The following is a 17,879-nucleotide window of genomic DNA, read 5'->3' as shown; positions in this document are numbered from 1 at the left end:
AGGTGCGGCGGATCAGTCCGCGCGCCACAGCGCGCCAAGCGCTGGCACCAGATGATCGCGATGTTCGGGCGCGATCCGCTGCAACAGTTCGTCTTCGAACGTGTCGGTGATGGCATCGGCCTCGGCGCGGCGCGTCTGGCCCTTCGTGGTCAGCAGCACGGCTTGCGATTTGCCATCGATCGGGCGGCGCTCGATCAGCCCTGCGTCTTCCAGGCGGCCGAGCAGGGGCACCATGTTGGCGCGCTGGATATCAAGCGTCCGTCCGATTTCGCTGGCCGTGACATCCAGGCGGTCGTTGACCAGCAACAGCACCGACGCCTCGGCAATGCGCAAGTCGATCGTCGCCAGGCGTCGCGCCAGTTCGGCCATCATCGCGTTGGCCGCACGGCGCAGCGCATAGCCAGGACGGTTGCGAAACACATCGGTCATCGGCGCAGCCTGCGGGCCAGGATAGTTATTGACAATAGCATTCTCATCGATCACCGTCATAGCATATCGGTCAGATCACGAAAGAGGGTGCCATGAGCGAGCGCAGCGAAGACGACACTGTTGCCTACACGGTGGAAAACCGCATTGCCTGGGTCCGGTTCAACCGTCCGGAAAAACGCAATTGCATGAGCCCCAAGTTAAACCGGCAAATGAAAAAGGTTCTCGAAGATCTTGAATTTCGTGACGATGTTGGCGTGCTTGTGCTGACTGGCGAAGGCGATGCCTGGTCTGCGGGCATGGATCTGCGCGAATATTTCCGCGAGACCGAGGCCCAGGGGCTGGGTGCCGTACGCAAGGCGCAGCGCGAAGCCTATAGCTGGTGGGACCGGCTGCGCTGGTACGAAAAGCCGACCATCGCCATGGTCAACGGCTGGTGCTTTGGCGGCGGCTATGGCCCGTTGTTCGCGTGCGATATCGCGATTGCGGCAGAAGACGCGCAATTCGGCCTGTCGGAGATCAACTGGGGCATCCTGCCCGGCGGTGGCGCATCGAAAGTCGCGGTCGACCTGATGCCGCTGCGCAAAGCGCTGTACCATGCCATGATGGGCGAAAACCTGACCGGCCGGCAGGCCGAGGCGCAAGGTCTGATTACCGAGGCGGTGCCCGCCGACATGTTGCACGCCCGCGTCCTGCAAATCGCCGAAGCGCTTCTGAAAAAGGACGGAAATGCCTTGCGCGCGACCAAATGGGCGATCCGGCGCATGACCGAAATGACCTATGACAACGCCGAAGATTATCTGATCCGCGCGCAAGAGGCGCTCCACAGTTTTGGCGGGGTGGCCGCCCGCACCGAGGCGACCAAGCAGTTCCTCGATGAAAAAAGCTTCAAGCCCGGGCTGGGCACGTTCGACGCGTCGAAAGTCAACGGGTGATGGCGTTGCGCGCAGCGCGCAAGGGCGCAAAGCATGTCTGAAGGCACGCCACGCTTTTCGCGCAAGGCGCTGGCGCGGCTGTTGCGGCCCGGGTCGGTCGCGGTGGTGGGGGCCAGCGACAAGCCCGGCGCGCTTGGCGCGACGCTGATCACCAATCTTGATCGCGCCGGGTTTGCCGGCGCGATCTATCCGATCAATCCCAGACGCGATGCGATCGGTGCGCGGCGCTGTCTCGCCTCGATCGAGGATTTGCCGCATGGGGTCGATGTCGCGGTGCTGGCAATCCCGCGCCCGGCGGTGATCGACACGGTGCGCGCGCTGGCCACACGCGGGGTGGGCGCGGCGATCGTGTTTTCCGCGGGCTTTGCCGAAGACGGGCCCGAGGGCCTTGCCGAACAGGCCGAGATTGCCCGCATTGCCAACGCCGCCGGCATGGTGATCGAGGGGCCCAATTGCCTGGGCCTCGTCAACCATGTCGACAAGATTCCGCTGACCTTTGTCGAAGCCTTTTGCGAGCCGCCCGCAGGCCGCCGTGCGGTGGGCGTGGTGTCGCAATCGGGTGCGATGGCGGCGGTGGTCGGCACGGTGCTGATCGCGCGCGCGATCCCGACCAGCTATTCGGTGTCGACCGGCAATGAAGCGGTCAGCGGGGTGGAAGACTATGTCGATTGGCTGATCGACGATCCCGACACGCAGGTCATTGCGATGATCGTCGAAAGCTTTCGCAAACCGGCACGGTTTCTGGCGGCGGCGCAGCGCGCGCGTGCGGCGGGCAAGCCGATGGTGCTGCTGCACCCGGGCACGTCCGTTGCGGCACGCGAATCCGCTGCAACGCACACCGGCGCGATGGCAGGCGATTATCAGCTGATGCGCGCCAAAGTCGCGCGCACCGGGGTGATCTTTGCCGAAACCTTGCAGGAACTGGGCGATGTGGCCGAATTGCTGGTGCGTTGCCCGGCATTGGCCCGGCCAGAGGTTGCGGTGCTGGGCGAATCCGGCGCGTTCAAGGCCATGGTGCTCGATCAGGCCGAACGGCTGGGTCTGCCGCTGACCGCGCTCGACAATGGCAATGCGCCCGCGTTGCGCGCGGCGCTGCCGGCGTTCGTGCCGGTCAGCAATCCGCTCGATCTGACCGCGCAGGGGTTGAGCCAGCCTTCGTTGTATACCGATGTGCTGACCGCGCTGTTCGACGATGATCGAGTGGGCGCGGTCGTGGCCGGGATCATCCAGTCCGATCCTGCCACGGCCGATATCAAGGTGCCCGCAATCCTGGCCGCGCTCGATGCGCGCACAGTCACCAAGCCGGTGGTGTTTGCCGGGCTGGATGAAGGCGCACGGATGCCCGACCATTATATTGCCGCCTTGCGCGCGCGCGGCGTGCCGTGGTTTCCCACCACCGAGCGCGTGCTGGCCGCGTTGGCGCGGCTGGGTGCAGATCGTCGCCCTGCCGACACAGCACCGATTTCGCCTTTGCCCTTGCCCGCGCTTGCGGACGAAGCGGGGGTGATCCCCGAATACCGGTCCAAGGCGCTGCTGGCATCGATCGGCGTGCCGTTTCCCGAACGTGGCTTTGCCGCCGATGCCGACACCGCGGTGTCTGTCGCCGATGCGCTGGGATACCCGGTGGCGATGAAGGCACAGGCCAGCGCGCTGAGCCACAAAAGCGATGCCGGCGGGGTGATCCTGAACCTGGCCGATGGCGCAGCCGTGCGCGCGGCATGGACGCGCATGCATGCCAGCGTCGCGGCCTATGACGCAACCATCGCGCTTGACGGGGTGCTGATCGAGGCGATGGGGCCGCGCGGCATGGAGATGATTGTCGGCGGGCGCAACGATCCCGAATGGGGCGCGGTCGTGCTTGCCGGGTTTGGCGGGGTGACGGCAGAAGTGCTGCACGATGTGCGGTTGTTCACCCCCGACATGACCGAAGCCGAAGTGATCGCCGACTTGGGCAAGCTGAAAAGTGCGGCGCTGCTGGCCGGTTGGCGCGGGGCGCCGGCGCTGGATGTGCCGGCACTGGCGCGCCTGATCGTGACGGTCGCGCGCCTGTTGCACACAGAGCCGCGCCTGGCCGAACTCGATCTCAACCCGGTGATCCTCTATCCGCGCGACCAGGGCGTGATTGCACTCGATGCGCTGATCCTGGCGGGCTGAACAGGCGGGGCACAGGCTGGGCGGCGCGGACCAATTCCGCGGCGGAATGTGTCGACGCCGCCCAGGGTCCCGACCCTAAGTCCGGTTATTCGAAACGGCGCGGCGAAAGCTGCGCCGTTTCTGTGTGCGGACGCCGCAGTCGACGCGAACGCAGGCGGTCGGCCCGATTTTTGCTCCGCAAGAACGGATGGTGACCGTCAGCGTCTTGACGCCCGGACAATAGATATCTCGACGAAGCATACCGGCGGTACGGCACCCTGACCAGCAGCGGCGCGTTTGTCCTGACCGGCGGTACGATTTCGGCGGTGCTGGCCGGCACCGGCAACCTTGCCCAAAACAGCGGCACCACCACCCTGTCGGGGGCAAACACCTATACCGGCGGAACCTGGGTCAATGGCGGAGCGTTGGTTCTGGCAGGCGGCACGCTGGGCGGTTCGACCAACGCCACCACGATCAACCTGGGCAGCGTGCTCGACCTGGGCGGCACGCGCCAGACGCAGGACGGGGGCCTGACCCTGGCCGGCGGGACGCTGCAACACGGAACCTTGACCAGCAACCGCTTCTTTTCGCTGGGCGGCGGGGCGGTCTTCGCCGTGCTTGACGGCGCGGGCTATGTCTATCAGCGCGCTGGCGCTACCACGTTGCTGGGTGTCAACTCCTACACCGGCATCACCGAGATTGTCGGGGGCACGCTTGCCCTGGCGGGCAACGGATCGATCGCCGCTTCGGCGCTGTTCGACAATGGCAATTTCGACATTTCGCGCAGCGGACGCAACCCGGTGCAGGTGGGCGGGCTGACCGGCTTTGGCACGGTCATGCTGGGCGGCAATACGCTGGCCGTGGGCAACGGCGGCTATTTCAGCGGTGTCATTTCCGGATCGGGCGGGCTTGCCCTGATGGGTGGCACCCAGATCCTGACCGGCACCAACACCTATCAGGGGCTGACCATGATTGTGCCGGGCGCCACCTTGCGTATCGGCAACGGCGGCACCACCGGTGCGGTTGCGGGCGATATTGCCGACCTGGGTTCGCTGGTGTTCGACCGCAGCGATGTGGTGACGATCAGCGGCACGATCGGCGGCTCGGGCACGCTGACCCAGCTTGGCACCGGCACGCTGGTGTTGCTGGGCCAGAACACGGTGTCGGGGCGCGTAACGGTGGCGGCGGGCAACCTGGTGGTGGGCAATGCGGCCACACCGGGCGCGGTGCTGAATGCCACCTCTGGCGGCGTGTCGGTCGGGTCTGCAGGCACGTTGTGGGGCCATGGCACGATCCTTGGTGCGGTGAACAACACCGCGGGCGGGACTGTTCACCCGGGCGGCTCGATCGGTGCGCTTGGTGTCGGATCGTATGTCCAGAGCGCAAATTCCACGCTGGCGATCGAGGTTTCGCCATCGCGGGCGTCATCGCTGAATGTAACGGGGGCGGCATCGCTGGCCGGCACCGTCGCGGTTACGTTTGATCAGGGCACGTATGGTTCGCGTGTGTTCCCGATCCTGACCGCTGCGTCGGTTACGGGCACATTCGGGTCGATGACGGTGGCCGGCACCACCCAGCCGGGTCTGGTCTATGGCCTGTCGTATGCACCCGCCGGCAATGAAGTGGACCTGGTGCTGGCGTCGACACTGACCAGCGCGGTCTATGGCAATGCGATGTCACAGGCGCTCGACAGCGCCGATGGCTATGCCCAGACCGTGCTGAACCATGGCACTGAATGCAGCGGCATCGCCGATGCCAGGGGTGGTGCGGTGTGCGGCGCCAACGGTGTGTGGATGAAGGCGCTGGGCAGCACCGGCCAGACCACAGGCAACGGCGTGACCAGCGGCTACAACGGCAACCGTGCCGGCATGGTCGGCGGTATCGACCGTGCGATTGCCACCGGGCTCAATGTCGGGGTGGCGTTCGGCTGGACCCGCAGCACCGCCAACACGCTGGCTTATGCCGCCGGCGCAAAGCTCGATCAGTATGACTTCGGCCTGTGCACCGGCGTGCAATTTGGCGGTGTGCGGATCGATGCAGACGGGTTTTATGGATCGTCGACCAATCATGTAACGCGCGATACGCAGGGCGGGGGTATGGCCATGGCGCAGTTCAACGGGCGCGGGTATGGCGCGGCGCTGCGCCTGTCGGCCCCGCTGGCCAACAGCGCGGTGATCCCGTTTGGTGAAGTGCGCTGGACCCGTCAAACACACGACGCGGCGCTTGAAAACGGTGCCGGTGCGCTTGACTTCACGATTGCCGGGCAATCGCGCAACGATGGCCATGCGGTTGCGGGTGTGCGATTCCAGCGGAACTATGTTGCGGACACCGGCCCGCTTGTGCCGCACCTGGAAATCGCGCTGGATCAACAGATCGGTCAAACCGATCGCACCGTCAGCGGTGGCCTGGTCGGCATGGCCGGGGCAAACTTTGCCGGCGCGGCGATCACGCCGGCGCGGACGGCGGCGATTACCAAGGCCGGGTTCGTCGTCCAGCTGGGCCACGCGGTTGAAGTGTTCGGCGATCTTGGCGACAAATTCAGCGCCAACCGCAACGAAGTGAATGGCACCGGCGGGGTGCGCATGCACTTCTGAGCGGGGTTTTACCCGCCGCGCTGATCCCGGCGCAGCAGGGTGAAACGCCACAGGCGACCCTGTTGCACTTCGGCGGCGCGGCGAAAGCCGCGCCGTTCGAGCGCATGGGCGATCATCACGTAATCGCTCCAGGTGGTGGTGCCGTCGACCCGCCGCGCGTTGCCCAGGCCGTTGCGGATGGTGGCCCAATGCGTTTTGCGTTCGTCGACCAGATCGATTGCCTGCGTGGCCGGGGCAGGGGCACGCGCAAAACGGCTGTCGTGGATGATGACGTCGGCCAGGGGCACCGCACGCGCCATCGGCGCAAAGCCGACCAGCATCCCGCCCTTGATCAGCGCACGACGACCCAGTCTCATTTGCCCCTCGCCAGATAGGCGGCCACGCTGTCGAGTTCGGCATTGGTTATATCGACGCGGGTCTGCGGCGGCATCGCGCCTTTGCCCATGCGCACCACGGCATGGACATAGGCGCTGGTCAGATCGTCGCGATTGGCGAGCAGGGCGGTGGCGGGGCTGGCGCCGACCGCCAGGCGCTGTTTGATCAGCAGATTGGTGCCCATACCGAATGTCAGGTGGCAATAGCCGCAGTGGTTTTCAAACAGCGCGCGGCCATCGCGGCCGGGTTCGGTGCGCGCACCTACGGGCGGCAGCGCGCGCATCTGATACGGCGGCAGCGGCGGCGGATCGGCGCGCACGCCGGTGGCCGGGGCCAGCGCCAGCGTCGCGCACAGTATCCATCGTGCAGCAGGCTTCATCACGCGCGGCCCTCCTTTGCCTGATCGCGAAAGGCCGCAGGCCACACGCCCTGTTTGCCCGGCGCGATGATCCCGTTGGGATCCAGCGCATCCTTGATCCGCTCGTTCAGCCGGCGCAGCGCGTGGTTGTTGAAATCATAGGTGTCCATGACCGTATCCATCCAGCCAAGGTGGGTGCGATATTCGCCATACCCGGCGCGCGCGGTTTCGCCGATCAGCGCGTTGAACAGCTTTTTCATGTTGGCGATCTGGTCGGGCTGATCGCGGTCGAACATCAGCATGTTGATATTGGTCGCAAACCGGCCGCCAATCGTGAAACTGGCGTAAAAATCGACATCGTGGGCCGCGATGATCGCGCGGCTGCGCTTCAGTTGCCCCATCACATGCTCGGACGTGGCCGGCACCACCGGGGAAAAGCCCATGTGCGCGCCGCGTCCGCCGACCCAGTCGCTCATCTGCAAGGGCACGGCCGAGGGCACGCCCATCGTCGTGTCGATCACGTTCCTGCTGTCACCGGTGTGCCACCAGTGTTCGGCGGGCGGGGCGGCCAGATGGCGTGCCATCGCCGCGCGCACCACATCGGCCCTGGCACGGATCACGGTCTCTTCGCCGTAAAACCGCAGCGCGACCTGCCAATAGCCCAGTTTGTATTGCGCCAGCAGTTCCTTGACCCGCCAGTCGGGGATCGCGCCGGGTTTGTCCCAGAAATCGTGGCGCTGGCCTTTCAGCACCATCTTGCCCAGCCAGCTGGGCACGAACACGTTCTGATCGATCAGCCCGGCGATTTTGAGCGGGGCAATCGTATCGATCACCCAGCCGATGTCATCCTCGTCGGGAATGTCGAACACCAGTTCGAGCGAAGCGGCGGGTGCCGGTTGCAGCCACAGCCCCGCGCGCGTGACCACGCCCAGGCTCGATTGCGTAAACGCCAGATCGAACGTCGGGCCATAGCTAAGCGGATGCAGGTGCCAGGCGTGATTGCCGGTCATCGCGCCCATCCCGGTGCGCACCACATCGCCATCGGGCAGCACCACCTCGAACCCGCACAGATTGCGCGCGTGCAGGCCATAGGGGGTGTAGCCGATGCCGTGTTCGAACGCATTGCCCAGCACCGACCCCCAGGCATTGCCCGGCACCGACAGCCACAGCGGCAGCTTTTCGCGATCGATCGCCTCGTACAGGTCAAAGAAGCTGACCCCGGGTTCCAGCACACAGGTCGCAAGTTTGGGATCGATGTCGATGATGCGGTTCATCCGCCCAAGGTCGAGCACCACGCTGCCCGCCATGCGCGGTGCCGCGGTGCCATAGCCCAGGTTCTTGCCGCGCGAGACCGGCCACAACGGCACTTTGTGCGTGTTGGCCAGGCGGACCACCGCCTGTACTTCGGCCACCGATGCCGGTGCGACCGCGGCAGAGGCGGGCCATTGCTCTTCGGGTCCGGGGGCATAGACATCGGCATAGGCATCGCGATCGGCATCGCCGGCCATGACCCAGTCTTTGCCGACCACCCCGGCAAACGCGCCCAGCGCCGTGTCAAAGGCCCTGGGCCCGATGCGTGGCGGCAGGGTAAGTTTCATCGCGGCAGATCCTTCAATAATTCGACAGGATGGCAAGGCTTGGCGCATCGAGCGGCAGGCCCTGTTTTTGTTTGGCCAGTTCGTCGGCGCGCACATGCGCCTGGCTGTCGATCAGCCAGGCGTGGATCGCATCGGCATCGCCGGGTTTCAGCACATCGTCCCAGCGCGGCATGCCTGCGGGTTGCAGCAGGCCTTCAAGCACGATCTGGCGGAATGCGGCATGGGTTTCGGGGCGCATCCGCCGCAGATCGGGGGTGATGCTGCGCGGCTGGTTGGCATGGCACAACGCGCAACCGACGGTGAAGTACAACGCCTGACCCCGCGCGATCACCCCTGCCGTCACGCCCGCGGCCTGCGCCGGAGGGGGCGGCGCCACCTCAAGCGGGGGCAACGGCGGGGGCAGGGCAACCGGTCCGCCATCCAGCCGGAACACCAGCAGGCGGCCGATGTTGCCGCGCTGGTAGGCGGCGGCATAGCGCGGCACATAGGGGTATCCCCCGCCGCCCCACGCCGCCAGGACCGCGATATATTGCACCCCGCCCACGCGATAGGTCATCGGTGCGGCCATGATCGAGCTGCCGGTCTGGATCGATGTCAGCAGCGCACCGGTATGCGCGTCGAGCACGCGCAATTCGCCCGTGACCGAGCCATGGATCACCAGCCCCGCTGCGGTGGTCAGCACGCCCGCGCGATCCTGCCAGCCGGCGGTCGGAACCGACCATATGGTCCGCCCGGTCAGCGGGTCGATCGCGCGGATGTCGGCCTGCGCCGGATTGGCCTGCACCTGCTGCCATGCGGGCAGCGCCCTGACCGCCGCCTGCACCTGCGGGGGCAGCGTGGGCAGCGCCTGCGCCAGATCGGTGGTAAAGATCAGCGCCGCTCCGGTGTTCAGACCTTTGGCCATATGCGGCTTTGGCCCGGGCGGGACAAAGATCAGGTTGCCCATGTCGAGCATCGCGCCATACCACAGCCCGGTGGCCGGATCGTACGATCCCGGATGCCAGTTGCGCGCGCCCGGGGTGGCGGGAAACACGATTTTCGGTCCGGCCGATATGTCTGCGGCCGGATCGAGCTCGGGCACGCCGGTCTTAGGATCGATCCGTCTGGCCCAGTTCACGCGCACCACCGGATTGGCGCGCAACACCTGGCCGGTGCGCCGGTCAAGCGCATAGAAGAACCCGTTTTTGGGTGCATGGAGCACCACCGCGCGGTTCTGGCCGTCAATCGTCAGGTGGGTCAGGATCATCGGCGCGGTGGCGTCGTAATCCCACTGGTCCTCGGGACTTTCCTGGTAGAACCAGGCCATGCGGCCGGTCCGCGCATCGATTGCGACAATCGAGGATACATACAGATTGTGGCCGCCCCTGGGGCTGCGCAGGGTCAGGCTGTAGGGTTCGGCATTGCCGGTGCCGACCAGCACCAGCCCGGTTTCGCGGTCATAGGCGATTGCATCCCATGGCGATCCGCCTGCACCCATGTCCCACCGGCTGGCGGGGTCCCAGGTCTTGACCGCGGCGTCCAGTTCGGGATTGTCCTGCGGGCCGAGCGCAGGGTTTGCGGGCGTCGTGTGAAATCGCCAGCGCAAGGCGCCGGTGCGCCGGTCATAGGCGGTGACATAGCCGCGCGCGTCGTAGTCCGATCCGGCATTGCCCAGCACCACGACATCGCCGGCAATCTCGGGCGCGCCGGTGCTGCTCATGCCGCGGCGGTGGTCCTCGATGCTGTCGACTTTCCACACGACCCGGCCGGTGCGGGCATCGAGTGCATAGAGCCAGCCATCAAGCGCGCCGACATAGACGCGCCCGTCGGCCACCGCCACGCCGCGATTGGCCATGTCGCAGCACACCCACCGGTTGACCTGCATGTCGATCGGCGGTTCGAACGCCCACAGTTCACGGCCCGTTGCCGCATCAAAGGCATAGACGCGGCCCGCCACGCCGCTGGTGTAAAGCACCCCGTCCACCATGACCGGCGTCGCCTCGAGCACGCGGTTGGTGCCAAGTTCGGCCTGCCAGGCCAGGCCCAGCCGTGCGACATTGCCGGGGTTGATATCGGTCAGCGGCGAAAAGTGCGTCTTGCCCGCATCGCCGCCGGGGCTGGTCCATTCGACATCGCCCGGCGCCGCGCCCGCCAGCGGCGAAGCGGCCAGCACCAGCGCGATCACGCCGATCCAGGCACCTTTCATGCCGGCGCATCCCACGGGCAGGGCATGCGATAGGGCACGGTGATGAAATTGGCTTCGATCTGGCAGATCATGCCGTGATCGATCTTGAACAGTTCGGAAACGTAGAAACTGTGCGGGCGGCGCACCGGGCTTTTTACGGTGCGCCCGTCGGTCAGCTGATACGTGTCGAGCCGCCCCGAATGGTCGATGAACCCGAACGCCAGCACCAGCCCGCGGTCCTCGTCGACCAGGGGAAACCGGCGCGCGCGCAATTCGTCGTCGTAGCGATAGTTGCCCATGCGGAACTGCGCCTCGCACCCCAGCGCAGACACCGGCACGATTTTGGCAAATTCGGGGTTGTTGGTGGTCTGCACGCCGTTTTCCACGCGCTGGCAATCGGGGTGAAATCGCGTGTGGATCGTGCCGTCGTTCAATTGCAACGTGTCGAAATAACCGTTGGACAGGCGCACCATTGCGTCGCGCGGGGCAGGTGCCACTGCATCGGCTTCCAGGATCGGCTTGGTCCAATAGCGCGGGTTTTCGAATTTGATGCCGCTGTCCGACTGGCGCACGATGCACATTTCCGCCTCGGCCACCGCGCCATCGGCATCGTATCGCAGCCGCAGGGTAAACCCCGATTCCTCGATCGCCTCGATCACCGTACCGAAATAGCCGACCTGGCGCGTGCGCGGATCGGCAAAGCGCAGGGCATAATCGCCAAGGCCCGCGATCGTGCCCCAGACGCCATCACCAACCGGCAGCAGGACATTGTTTTCCGATGTCAGGGCCTGGTCGGCCCAGTCGACACCCGCCGCGTTTCCGGCGCGCAACGCGTCCAGAAACTGATCGAGCGCGCCGTAGAGCGCCTGCCGGTCCATGCATTCTCCCGCCTGTGCGATCGAGGTCTTGTATCGCCACCCGCTATCGTATCAAATGTTAGAAAGATCGCAAGCGTTGCCGCATATGCGCAATGCCGGGGCGATCGTGGTGACCGGTTCGATCGGATCGGTCGCCGCAGTACCGGGCAATGTTGCCGCGGTGCGCGCCGTGTTTGCCGATGTCGTGCCAATCGGGCGGATGGGCGAAGCGTGTGCGGTTGCACGCCCGGTGCTGTTCCTGGCCCGCAGCGACGCAAGCTTTGTCAATGGTGTGGATTTGTATGTCGACGGTGGCTGTGTTGAACGGGGCTGAGATCCGCCGCGCGAAAGCCCCACAATTACCAGCTGGTCGGCACTGCATCGAGCAGCATTGTCTTCATTTCGAGATAGGGGTGCAGCCCTTCGGGCCCGCCTTCGCGGCCGATGCCCGATTGCTTGAAGCCGCCGAAGGGCAGTCCGAAATCCATGCGCAACCCGTTCTGGCCAAATCCGCCGGTGCGTATGCGTCGGCCGATCCGCCAGGCCGCGTCGGCATCGTGGGTCAGCACCGATCCGTTCAGGCCATAGGTGCTGTCGTTGGCGATGCGCACGGCATGATCCTCGTCATCGGCGGGTATCAGGCACAGCACCGGGCCAAAGATTTCCTCCTGCGCGATCGCGCTGGTGTTGTCGACATTGGCAAACAAGGTCGGTTCGATGAAATAGCCCCAGTTCAGATGCGCCGGGCGTCCGCCGCCGGTCACCAGATCGGCGCTGGCGCGGCCCTGTTCGATATAGCTTTCCACCCGTGCCAGCTGGCGCTTCATCGCCAGCGGCCCAAGCTGCGTCGCCGGATCATCGCTGTGCCCGATGCGCACGTTGCGCATCTGCGCGGCGATCGCCCCGGCCAGTTCGTCATGCCGTGCGCGTGGCACGATCACCCGGCTGAGCATGGCGCAGACTTGCCCGCTCATCATCGTGATCGTGCCGGTCAACAGGCGTGCGGCATCGGCAATCGCGAAATCGTCGCGCAGGATGGCCGCCGATTTGCCGCCCAGTTCCAGCGTGCAGCGCGCCATGCGCCCGGCACAGACCGTGGCAATGCGCTGTCCCGCCAGGGTCGATCCGGTAAAGCTGACTTTGTCGACGCCTGGATTGCACACCAGGTGATCGCTGGCCGCGCGGTGCGCCGGCACCAGGTTGATCACGCCCGGGGGTATTCCCGCAGCCTCTGCCGCTTCGGCAATCAGGTATGCCTCCAGCGGGGTTTCGGGTGACGGTTTCATGATGACGGTGCATCCGGTCAACAGCGCATAGGCAACCTTGTTGGCCATGATCCCGAACGGCGCGTTCCACGGCGCAATCGCCGCAACCACGCCGACGGGTTCGTGCACCACCAGCGCGCAGGCCGCCGCCATGCTGGGGCGTTGTTCGACAAAGGCAAAGCTTTCGGCAAATCCGGCAATCTGTTTCAGCGCCAGGACCGATCCGGCATGCATCGCCCCGGCAAAGCTGGCCAGGCCCCCCATCTGCGCGGTCCAGGCCCGCGCCAGTTCGGGCACACGCGGCTCAAGCTGGTCGATCATGCGGCGAAACGCGGCGATACGCTGCGCTGGGCCTGTCCGAGCCCAAGGACCATGGTCGAACGCGTGGCGCGCGGCCGCCACGGCGGCATCCATATCGGCATCATCGGCTTCGGCCACGCGCGCCACCACGTTTTCGGTATCGGGCGAAATCAGCTCGATCAGGCGCCCGCTGTGTGCGGGTACCCATGCGCCGCCGATATACAGGTGTTCGGGGTGGGCGATCGCAACGCCGGGCGGCAACAGGGGCATGGGGCTGGCATCCTTGTCTCGCGGGTACCTACGGGCAGTGCAGGCGGGTGCCAGACGGGCACCCGCCCGGATCGTCAGAACGTTTTCTTGATGGCGATCGACCATTCGCGCGGCCGCCCCGGAGAACCGGCAATGGCCCCGGCGCCGGCGCCGGTCAGGTCGAATTTCGACGTGTAATAGTACTTGTCGAACACGTTGGTCACCGCCAGCGCCACTGTCAGGTCGCGGGTCCTGCTGCGCCAGGTCAGGCGCGCATTGGTCAGGGTATAGGCATCAAGCTGACCATACAGTGCCGATGGCGAACCGGGGGTAGCCGCCAGCACGTTGCCGATCTGGCTGCCCTGATAGCTGACGTCGATGCGCGGGGTCAGCGATCCGGCATTGCCAAGGTCGGCGTCATATTGCGCGCCGACATTCCACTTCCACTTTTCCAGGCCCGGGGGTTGCTGGTTGATCAGGCTGATCACCGACTGGTCGGACGAACAGGGCCCCTGGGCCAGCCCGACCACCTGCGGATTGACGCAAGTCCATTTCCAGTCCTGATACGACAGCGAACTGTCGATCACGAGCCCGGCCACCGGGCGCAGCGTGACTTCCGCCTCGACCCCCTTGGAATGCGCATTGCCGGCGTTTTGGGGCAGCGCGCAGGGGCCTGCGCCGCCATATTGCGGGCACGACAGCAGGGTCAGCTGCGCATTCTTGAAATCCAGGTAGAACACATCAAGGTTTACCCGCAGCTTGCGATCAAGCAGGTCGGTCTTGGTGCCGATTTCATAGTTGACCACCGATTCCGATCCGAAGGCAATCGCCTGCGCCGGGTTGAACGGACGCGGGCCATCGCCGCCTGCCTTGTACCCCGATGCGACCGAGGCATAGACCATCGCCTGCGGGTTGAACCGGTAATCGACCGCAAAGCGGTAATCGAGCCGGTTGCCGTTGAACGGGGTTGCGGTAAAGCCGTTGAGCGCGCCAAGGAACGTCTGCGGTGTGACGCCGTCGAGGTTCAGCCGGACGAACGTATAGTTCTTCTGGTCATTGGTATAACGCAGACCGCCATTTATCGTCAGTCCGTCGGTGGGCTTGATTTCGATATCGCCATAGACCCCTTTGGATTTGGTGGTGATCGGGTCGTTGCCGATGAACTGCAACGGATAGACCGGGCAGGTCGGGGTGTTGACGCCGCCGATGGCCGCACAGACCGGGCCCGGCACGCCGACAGCGACATAGCGAATGTCCTGCAGCGTGTAATAGACCGACTTTTCATCCGAATAATACCCGCCCAGCGTGGCATTCACCATGTTCGACAGCCTGGCATTCAGTCGCAGTTCCTGGCTCCAAGACCAGTCGGTGATGTCGTTGTTGCCAAATCCGACATTGGCCGGCGACAGGTCGTTATCGACGCTGAACATGTCTTCAAACGCGCGGTATGACGTGATCGAGGTCAGCTTCACCGTGTCGGTCAGGTTGTAGAGGATTTTGCCCGATACGCCCCAGCCGGTATATTTCGACAGTTCGGACCCTGACGTTGCCTGGAACGGCGCGCCCTGCAGGAACGGCAGCAGGCCCGCGGTGAATGTGGCCGCACCTTGTCCGGTGGTGTCATAGTTGCAGAACGGCCCGCAGATAAACCGGCTGTCATAGGGTACGCCCGGTGCTGCGGCGACATTGGGGTTCTGGTTGTTGGCATAAAGCAGCACTTGCGCGGCGTTATGGTGCTGGTCCTTGGTGTAGTCGCCGCTGATCGTGACATCCAGCTTGTCGTTGGGATTGTAGCGCAGGATGCCGCGCACGGCCTTGTAGCCGACGTCGCCTTCCTTGTACTTCAGGCAGTTGGTGCCGCCTGTCGTCGATGCCACGCCCTGGCCCGGGTTTCTGCAGCCAAAGTCATAGACGTTGATGTAGCCGTCCTGATCGCCATAGGCACCGGAAATGCGCCCGTAGAGCCCGTCGACCAGCTTGAAGTCGGCACTGCCGGCCAGGTTGATACGGTTGCGGCTGCCGTATGTTGCGGTGATGTACCCGCTGTTGTCGCCGTTGGGCACCTTGGAATAGAACTTGATCGCGCCGCCTTCGGAATTCTTGCCGGTCAGCGTGCCTTGCGGTCCGCGCAGCACTTCGACCCGGTCGACATCCATCAGATCAAGATTGGCGCCCGTCAGACGCGGAAAATAGACATCGTCGATATAAATGCCCACGCCCGGTTCCATCGCCGGATCGAAATCGCCCTGGCCCAGCCCGCGGATCGACGCGGTGATCGAATCCCCGAATGCGGCAGAGGCCGGGCGCAGGATCACGCTGGGCGCGCTGTCGGAAATGGCGGACAGATTGTTTGCGCTGCGGTCTTCAAGGCTCGATCCGCTCAGCGCGGTAATCGCAATCGGCGTGTCCTGCAGCTTTTGTGTGTGGAACTGCGCGGTAACGATGATTTCCTCGACCTTGGGGGCAGCAGCACGTGCGTCCGCATCGGCGGCCAGTGCCGGGGTGGCCGCGATCATGCCCATTGCAAGGCCAAGCAGCGATGCGCCCTTCAGCGCGGTGGTTGCGATCCGGTTGTTGCGCGGCAAATTGGTTTCGGCGCGATCCGCCAGCCTGTCAGCGTCCATCTGTCTCGTCCCTCTCACCTGCGACGCCGTTCTTGTCAGGGCGCCTGCCATTTGTAGGTAGTGCATACGAATTGCCCCTTTGCAAGGGGGCATCGTGCGAACGCTACGTCTTGCGTGCTCCCGCGCTATAAAAAGATCACATTTGATAAGGTAAAAGTGATATCTGGCCCCGAACCGGACCTGGACGATCGTATCAATCGATTGCCTTTGGCGCGATGCTGGGCGGGGTGATTCGCATGGTGATTCGCGCTTGCCACCCGCCGTGCCCGGTCAGGTCCCGATGGGACGCACCGCCGCAGCCCAATCGTGCGGCCCTGCGGTTTTGCGGTTGCAAGCGTGTGTGAAGTTTGTATGCCTTGCCTACAAAATAGTCGGCCGCGCGCTGGCGCAGGCCGTTGCCAAAGGAGGATGACCGATGAACGACATCGCCACCATCAGTTACGTACAGCCCGCCTATTCCCCTGCCGCGGCCAAGGCGCTGGCGCGCAAACCGCAGCTGTTCATCAACAACCAATGGGTTGATTCGTCGCACGGCGCGGTGATCGCGGTGGAAGATCCGTCGAACGGCAGAATTGTGTCGCACATTGTCGATGCATCGCCCGCCGATGTCGATCGTGCCGTGGCCGCGGCGCGCGCCGCATTCGACGATGGCCGTTGGTCGGGCCTGGCGCCGATGGCGCGCGAACGCATCATCAACCGGTTGGCCGACCTGCTTGAGGCCCATGCCGACGAATTTGCCGAGCTCGAAGCGATCGACAATGGCAAGCCCAAGGGCATGGCCGCCGCGGTCGACATTCCCGGCGCGATCAGCCAGCTGCGCTTCATGGCCGGCTGGGCAAGCAAAGTCGCAGGCGAAACCACCGCGCCCTACACGCTGCCGGCGGGGGCGGTGTTCAGCTATACCGTCAAGGAACCGGTGGGCGTGTGCGGCCAGATCGTGCCGTGGAATTTCCCGTTGCTGATGGCCACGCTGAAGATCGCGCCGGCGCTTTCGGCGGGCTGCACGCTGGTGCTCAAGCCGGCCGAACAGACCTCGGTAACCGCGCTGCGGCTGGCCGATCTGGTGGTCGAGGCCGGGTTCCCGGCGGGCGTGGTCAACGTGATCACCGGGCATGGCCACATCTCGGGCGACCATCTGGTCAAGCATCCCGATGTCGACAAGATCGCGTTCACCGGATCGACCGAAATCGGCAAAGTGATCAACCGTGCCGCCACCGAAACGATGAAGCGGGTCACCTTGGAACTGGGCGGAAAATCACCTGTCGTGGTGATGCCCGATGTCGATGTGGCGCAAGTGGCGCCGGGCGTGGCGGGCGCAATCTGGTTCAATTCGGGCCAGGTCTGCATCGCCGGTTCGCGGTTGTTTGCGCACAAATCGGTGTTCGACAATGTGCTTGAAGGCATGGCGGCAACCGCGCCGTTCTGGGCGCCGCGCCCCTCGCTCGATCCCGCGGGACATACCGGCCCGCTGGTCAGCAAGGAACAGCACGACCGCGTGATGGGCTATATTGCCGCGGGCAAGCGCGACGGCGCAAGCGTGGTGATCGGCGGCGACGCACCGGCCAGCGAAGGCGGGTATTACGTCAACCCGACGATCCTGGCGAACGTGAACCCGCAAATGAGCGTGGTCCGCGAAGAGATTTTCGGCCCCGTTGTCGTGGCGCAGCGGTTCGACGATATCGACGAAGTGGCCAAGATGGCCAATGACACCTGCTTTGGCCTGGGTGCCGGGGTGTGGACCCGCGATCTGACCGCGATGCACCGGCTGGCCGCGAAGATCAAGGCGGGCACGGTGTGGGGCAATTGCCATGCGATGATCGACACCGCGCTGCCGTTCGGCGGGTACAAGCAGTCGGGGCTGGGCCGCGAACAGGGCCGCGCAGGGATCGAAGCCTATCTCGAAACCAAGACTGTCATCATCCAGATGTGACGTTCCGGGTGCGCGCAGGGCTTGCCGTCTGCGCGCACCCGATGGAAGGTGGACTATTGCCCCTTCGGAGA

At 64.9% G+C, this 17,879-nt stretch carries 13 protein-coding genes; 5 read left to right on the top strand and 8 right to left on the bottom strand.

Annotation, left to right across the window (positions count from 1 at the left end):
- Positions 1-12: 12 nt before the first annotated feature.
- Positions 13-429, bottom strand: a complete 417-nt coding sequence (locus tag G404_RS19040; RefSeq protein ID WP_036521422.1) for a MarR family winged helix-turn-helix transcriptional regulator — start codon at positions 427-429, stop codon at positions 13-15.
- Positions 430-521: 92 nt separating this feature from the next.
- Here G404_RS19040 and G404_RS0113045 point away from each other — a divergent pair, with 92 nt between their 5' ends.
- The 3 genes from G404_RS0113045 to G404_RS19035 all read left to right on the top strand — a co-directional run bounded on the left by G404_RS0113045 (position 522) and on the right by G404_RS19035 (position 6,088).
- Entirely contained in the window at positions 522-1,361 is an 840-nt protein-coding gene (locus tag G404_RS0113045) for a p-hydroxycinnamoyl CoA hydratase/lyase (protein ID WP_028641481.1), read from the top strand.
- A 33-nt stretch (positions 1,362-1,394) separates the two neighbouring features.
- Entirely contained in the window at positions 1,395-3,515 is a 2,121-nt protein-coding gene (locus G404_RS0113040) for an acetate--CoA ligase family protein (RefSeq protein WP_028641480.1), read from the top strand.
- Positions 3,516-3,820: 305 nt separating this feature from the next.
- Entirely contained in the window at positions 3,821-6,088 is a 2,268-nt protein-coding gene (locus G404_RS19035; protein WP_028641479.1) for an autotransporter outer membrane beta-barrel domain-containing protein, read from the top strand.
- A gap of 8 nt (positions 6,089-6,096) precedes the next feature.
- Here G404_RS19035 and G404_RS0113030 read toward each other — a convergent pair whose 3' ends face one another.
- Genes G404_RS0113030 through G404_RS0113010 form a run of 5 tightly spaced genes read right to left on the bottom strand, consistent with a single transcriptional unit; the run spans position 6,097 to position 11,461 of the window.
- A complete protein-coding gene (locus tag G404_RS0113030; RefSeq protein WP_028641478.1) occupies positions 6,097-6,444 on the bottom strand; it encodes a hypothetical protein in 348 nt (115 codons plus the stop codon).
- Entirely contained in the window at positions 6,441-6,842 is a 402-nt protein-coding gene (locus G404_RS19030) for a c-type cytochrome (protein WP_036521393.1), read from the bottom strand. The genes G404_RS0113030 and G404_RS19030 overlap by 4 nt, the downstream gene beginning before the upstream one ends.
- Positions 6,842-8,419, bottom strand: coding sequence for an FAD-binding oxidoreductase (locus G404_RS0113020; protein WP_028641477.1), 1,578 nt, complete (start codon positions 8,417-8,419; stop codon positions 6,842-6,844). The genes G404_RS19030 and G404_RS0113020 overlap by 1 nt, the downstream gene beginning before the upstream one ends.
- A gap of 13 nt (positions 8,420-8,432) precedes the next feature.
- A complete protein-coding gene (locus G404_RS0113015; RefSeq protein ID WP_028641476.1) occupies positions 8,433-10,604 on the bottom strand; it encodes an outer membrane protein assembly factor BamB family protein in 2,172 nt (723 codons plus the stop codon).
- Positions 10,601-11,461 (bottom strand): DUF8021 domain-containing protein, encoded by an 861-nt coding sequence (locus tag G404_RS0113010; protein ID WP_028641475.1) that lies wholly within the window; start codon positions 11,459-11,461, stop codon positions 10,601-10,603. Before G404_RS0113010 ends, G404_RS0113015 begins: the two co-directional genes overlap by 4 nt.
- A gap of 85 nt (positions 11,462-11,546) precedes the next feature.
- On the opposite strand from G404_RS0113010, the gene G404_RS0113005 reads away from it, so the two are divergent.
- A complete protein-coding gene (locus G404_RS0113005) occupies positions 11,547-11,774 on the top strand; it encodes an SDR family oxidoreductase (protein WP_028641474.1) in 228 nt (75 codons plus the stop codon).
- A 25-nt stretch (positions 11,775-11,799) separates the two neighbouring features.
- Here G404_RS0113005 and G404_RS0113000 read toward each other — a convergent pair whose 3' ends face one another.
- Together G404_RS0113000 and G404_RS0112995 are read right to left on the bottom strand one after the other, a co-directional pair.
- The gene (locus tag G404_RS0113000; RefSeq protein ID WP_036521392.1) at positions 11,800-13,275 is read right to left on the bottom strand and encodes an aldehyde dehydrogenase; all 1,476 of its coding nucleotides are present in this window, start codon (positions 13,273-13,275) and stop codon (positions 11,800-11,802) included.
- Between the two features lie 74 nt (positions 13,276-13,349).
- Entirely contained in the window at positions 13,350-15,878 is a 2,529-nt protein-coding gene (locus tag G404_RS0112995; RefSeq protein WP_051280665.1) for a TonB-dependent receptor, read from the bottom strand.
- Positions 15,879-16,293: 415 nt separating this feature from the next.
- Here G404_RS0112995 and G404_RS0112990 point away from each other — a divergent pair, with 415 nt between their 5' ends.
- Positions 16,294-17,808 (top strand): aldehyde dehydrogenase family protein, encoded by a 1,515-nt coding sequence (locus G404_RS0112990; RefSeq protein WP_028641471.1) that lies wholly within the window; start codon positions 16,294-16,296, stop codon positions 17,806-17,808.
- The last annotated feature ends 71 nt before the right edge of the window (positions 17,809-17,879 follow it).

Source organism: Novosphingobium acidiphilum DSM 19966 (assembly GCF_000429005.1).
Taxonomy (GTDB): domain Bacteria; phylum Pseudomonadota; class Alphaproteobacteria; order Sphingomonadales; family Sphingomonadaceae; genus Novosphingobium; species Novosphingobium acidiphilum.
The sequence above is the reverse complement of the archived record's forward strand: the minus strand, read 5'-3'. Positions and strand labels throughout refer to the sequence as shown.

Bases quoted from the DNA above. Each gene is read 5' to 3' on its own strand.
- G404_RS19040 (WP_036521422.1), bottom strand. From the start codon at position 429: ATGACCGATGTGTTTCGCAACCGTCCTGGCTATGCGCTGCGCCGTGCG.
- G404_RS0113045 (WP_028641481.1), top strand. From the start codon at position 522: ATGAGCGAGCGCAGCGAAGACGACACTGTTGCCTACACGGTGGAAAAC.
- G404_RS0113040 (WP_028641480.1), top strand. From the start codon at position 1,395: ATGTCTGAAGGCACGCCACGCTTTTCGCGCAAGGCGCTGGCGCGGCTG.
- G404_RS0113030 (WP_028641478.1), bottom strand. From the start codon at position 6,444: ATGAGACTGGGTCGTCGTGCGCTGATCAAGGGCGGGATGCTGGTCGGC.
- G404_RS19030 (WP_036521393.1), bottom strand. From the start codon at position 6,842: ATGAAGCCTGCTGCACGATGGATACTGTGCGCGACGCTGGCGCTGGCC.
- G404_RS0113020 (WP_028641477.1), bottom strand. From the start codon at position 8,419: ATGAAACTTACCCTGCCGCCACGCATCGGGCCCAGGGCCTTTGACACG.
- G404_RS0113015 (WP_028641476.1), bottom strand. From the start codon at position 10,604: ATGAAAGGTGCCTGGATCGGCGTGATCGCGCTGGTGCTGGCCGCTTCG.
- G404_RS0113010 (WP_028641475.1), bottom strand. From the start codon at position 11,461: ATGGACCGGCAGGCGCTCTACGGCGCGCTCGATCAGTTTCTGGACGCG.
- G404_RS0113005 (WP_028641474.1), top strand. From the start codon at position 11,547: ATGCGCAATGCCGGGGCGATCGTGGTGACCGGTTCGATCGGATCGGTC.
- G404_RS0113000 (WP_036521392.1), bottom strand. From the start codon at position 13,275: ATGCCCCTGTTGCCGCCCGGCGTTGCGATCGCCCACCCCGAACACCTG.
- G404_RS0112995 (WP_051280665.1), bottom strand. From the start codon at position 15,878: ATGGACGCTGACAGGCTGGCGGATCGCGCCGAAACCAATTTGCCGCGC.
- G404_RS0112990 (WP_028641471.1), top strand. From the start codon at position 16,294: ATGAACGACATCGCCACCATCAGTTACGTACAGCCCGCCTATTCCCCT.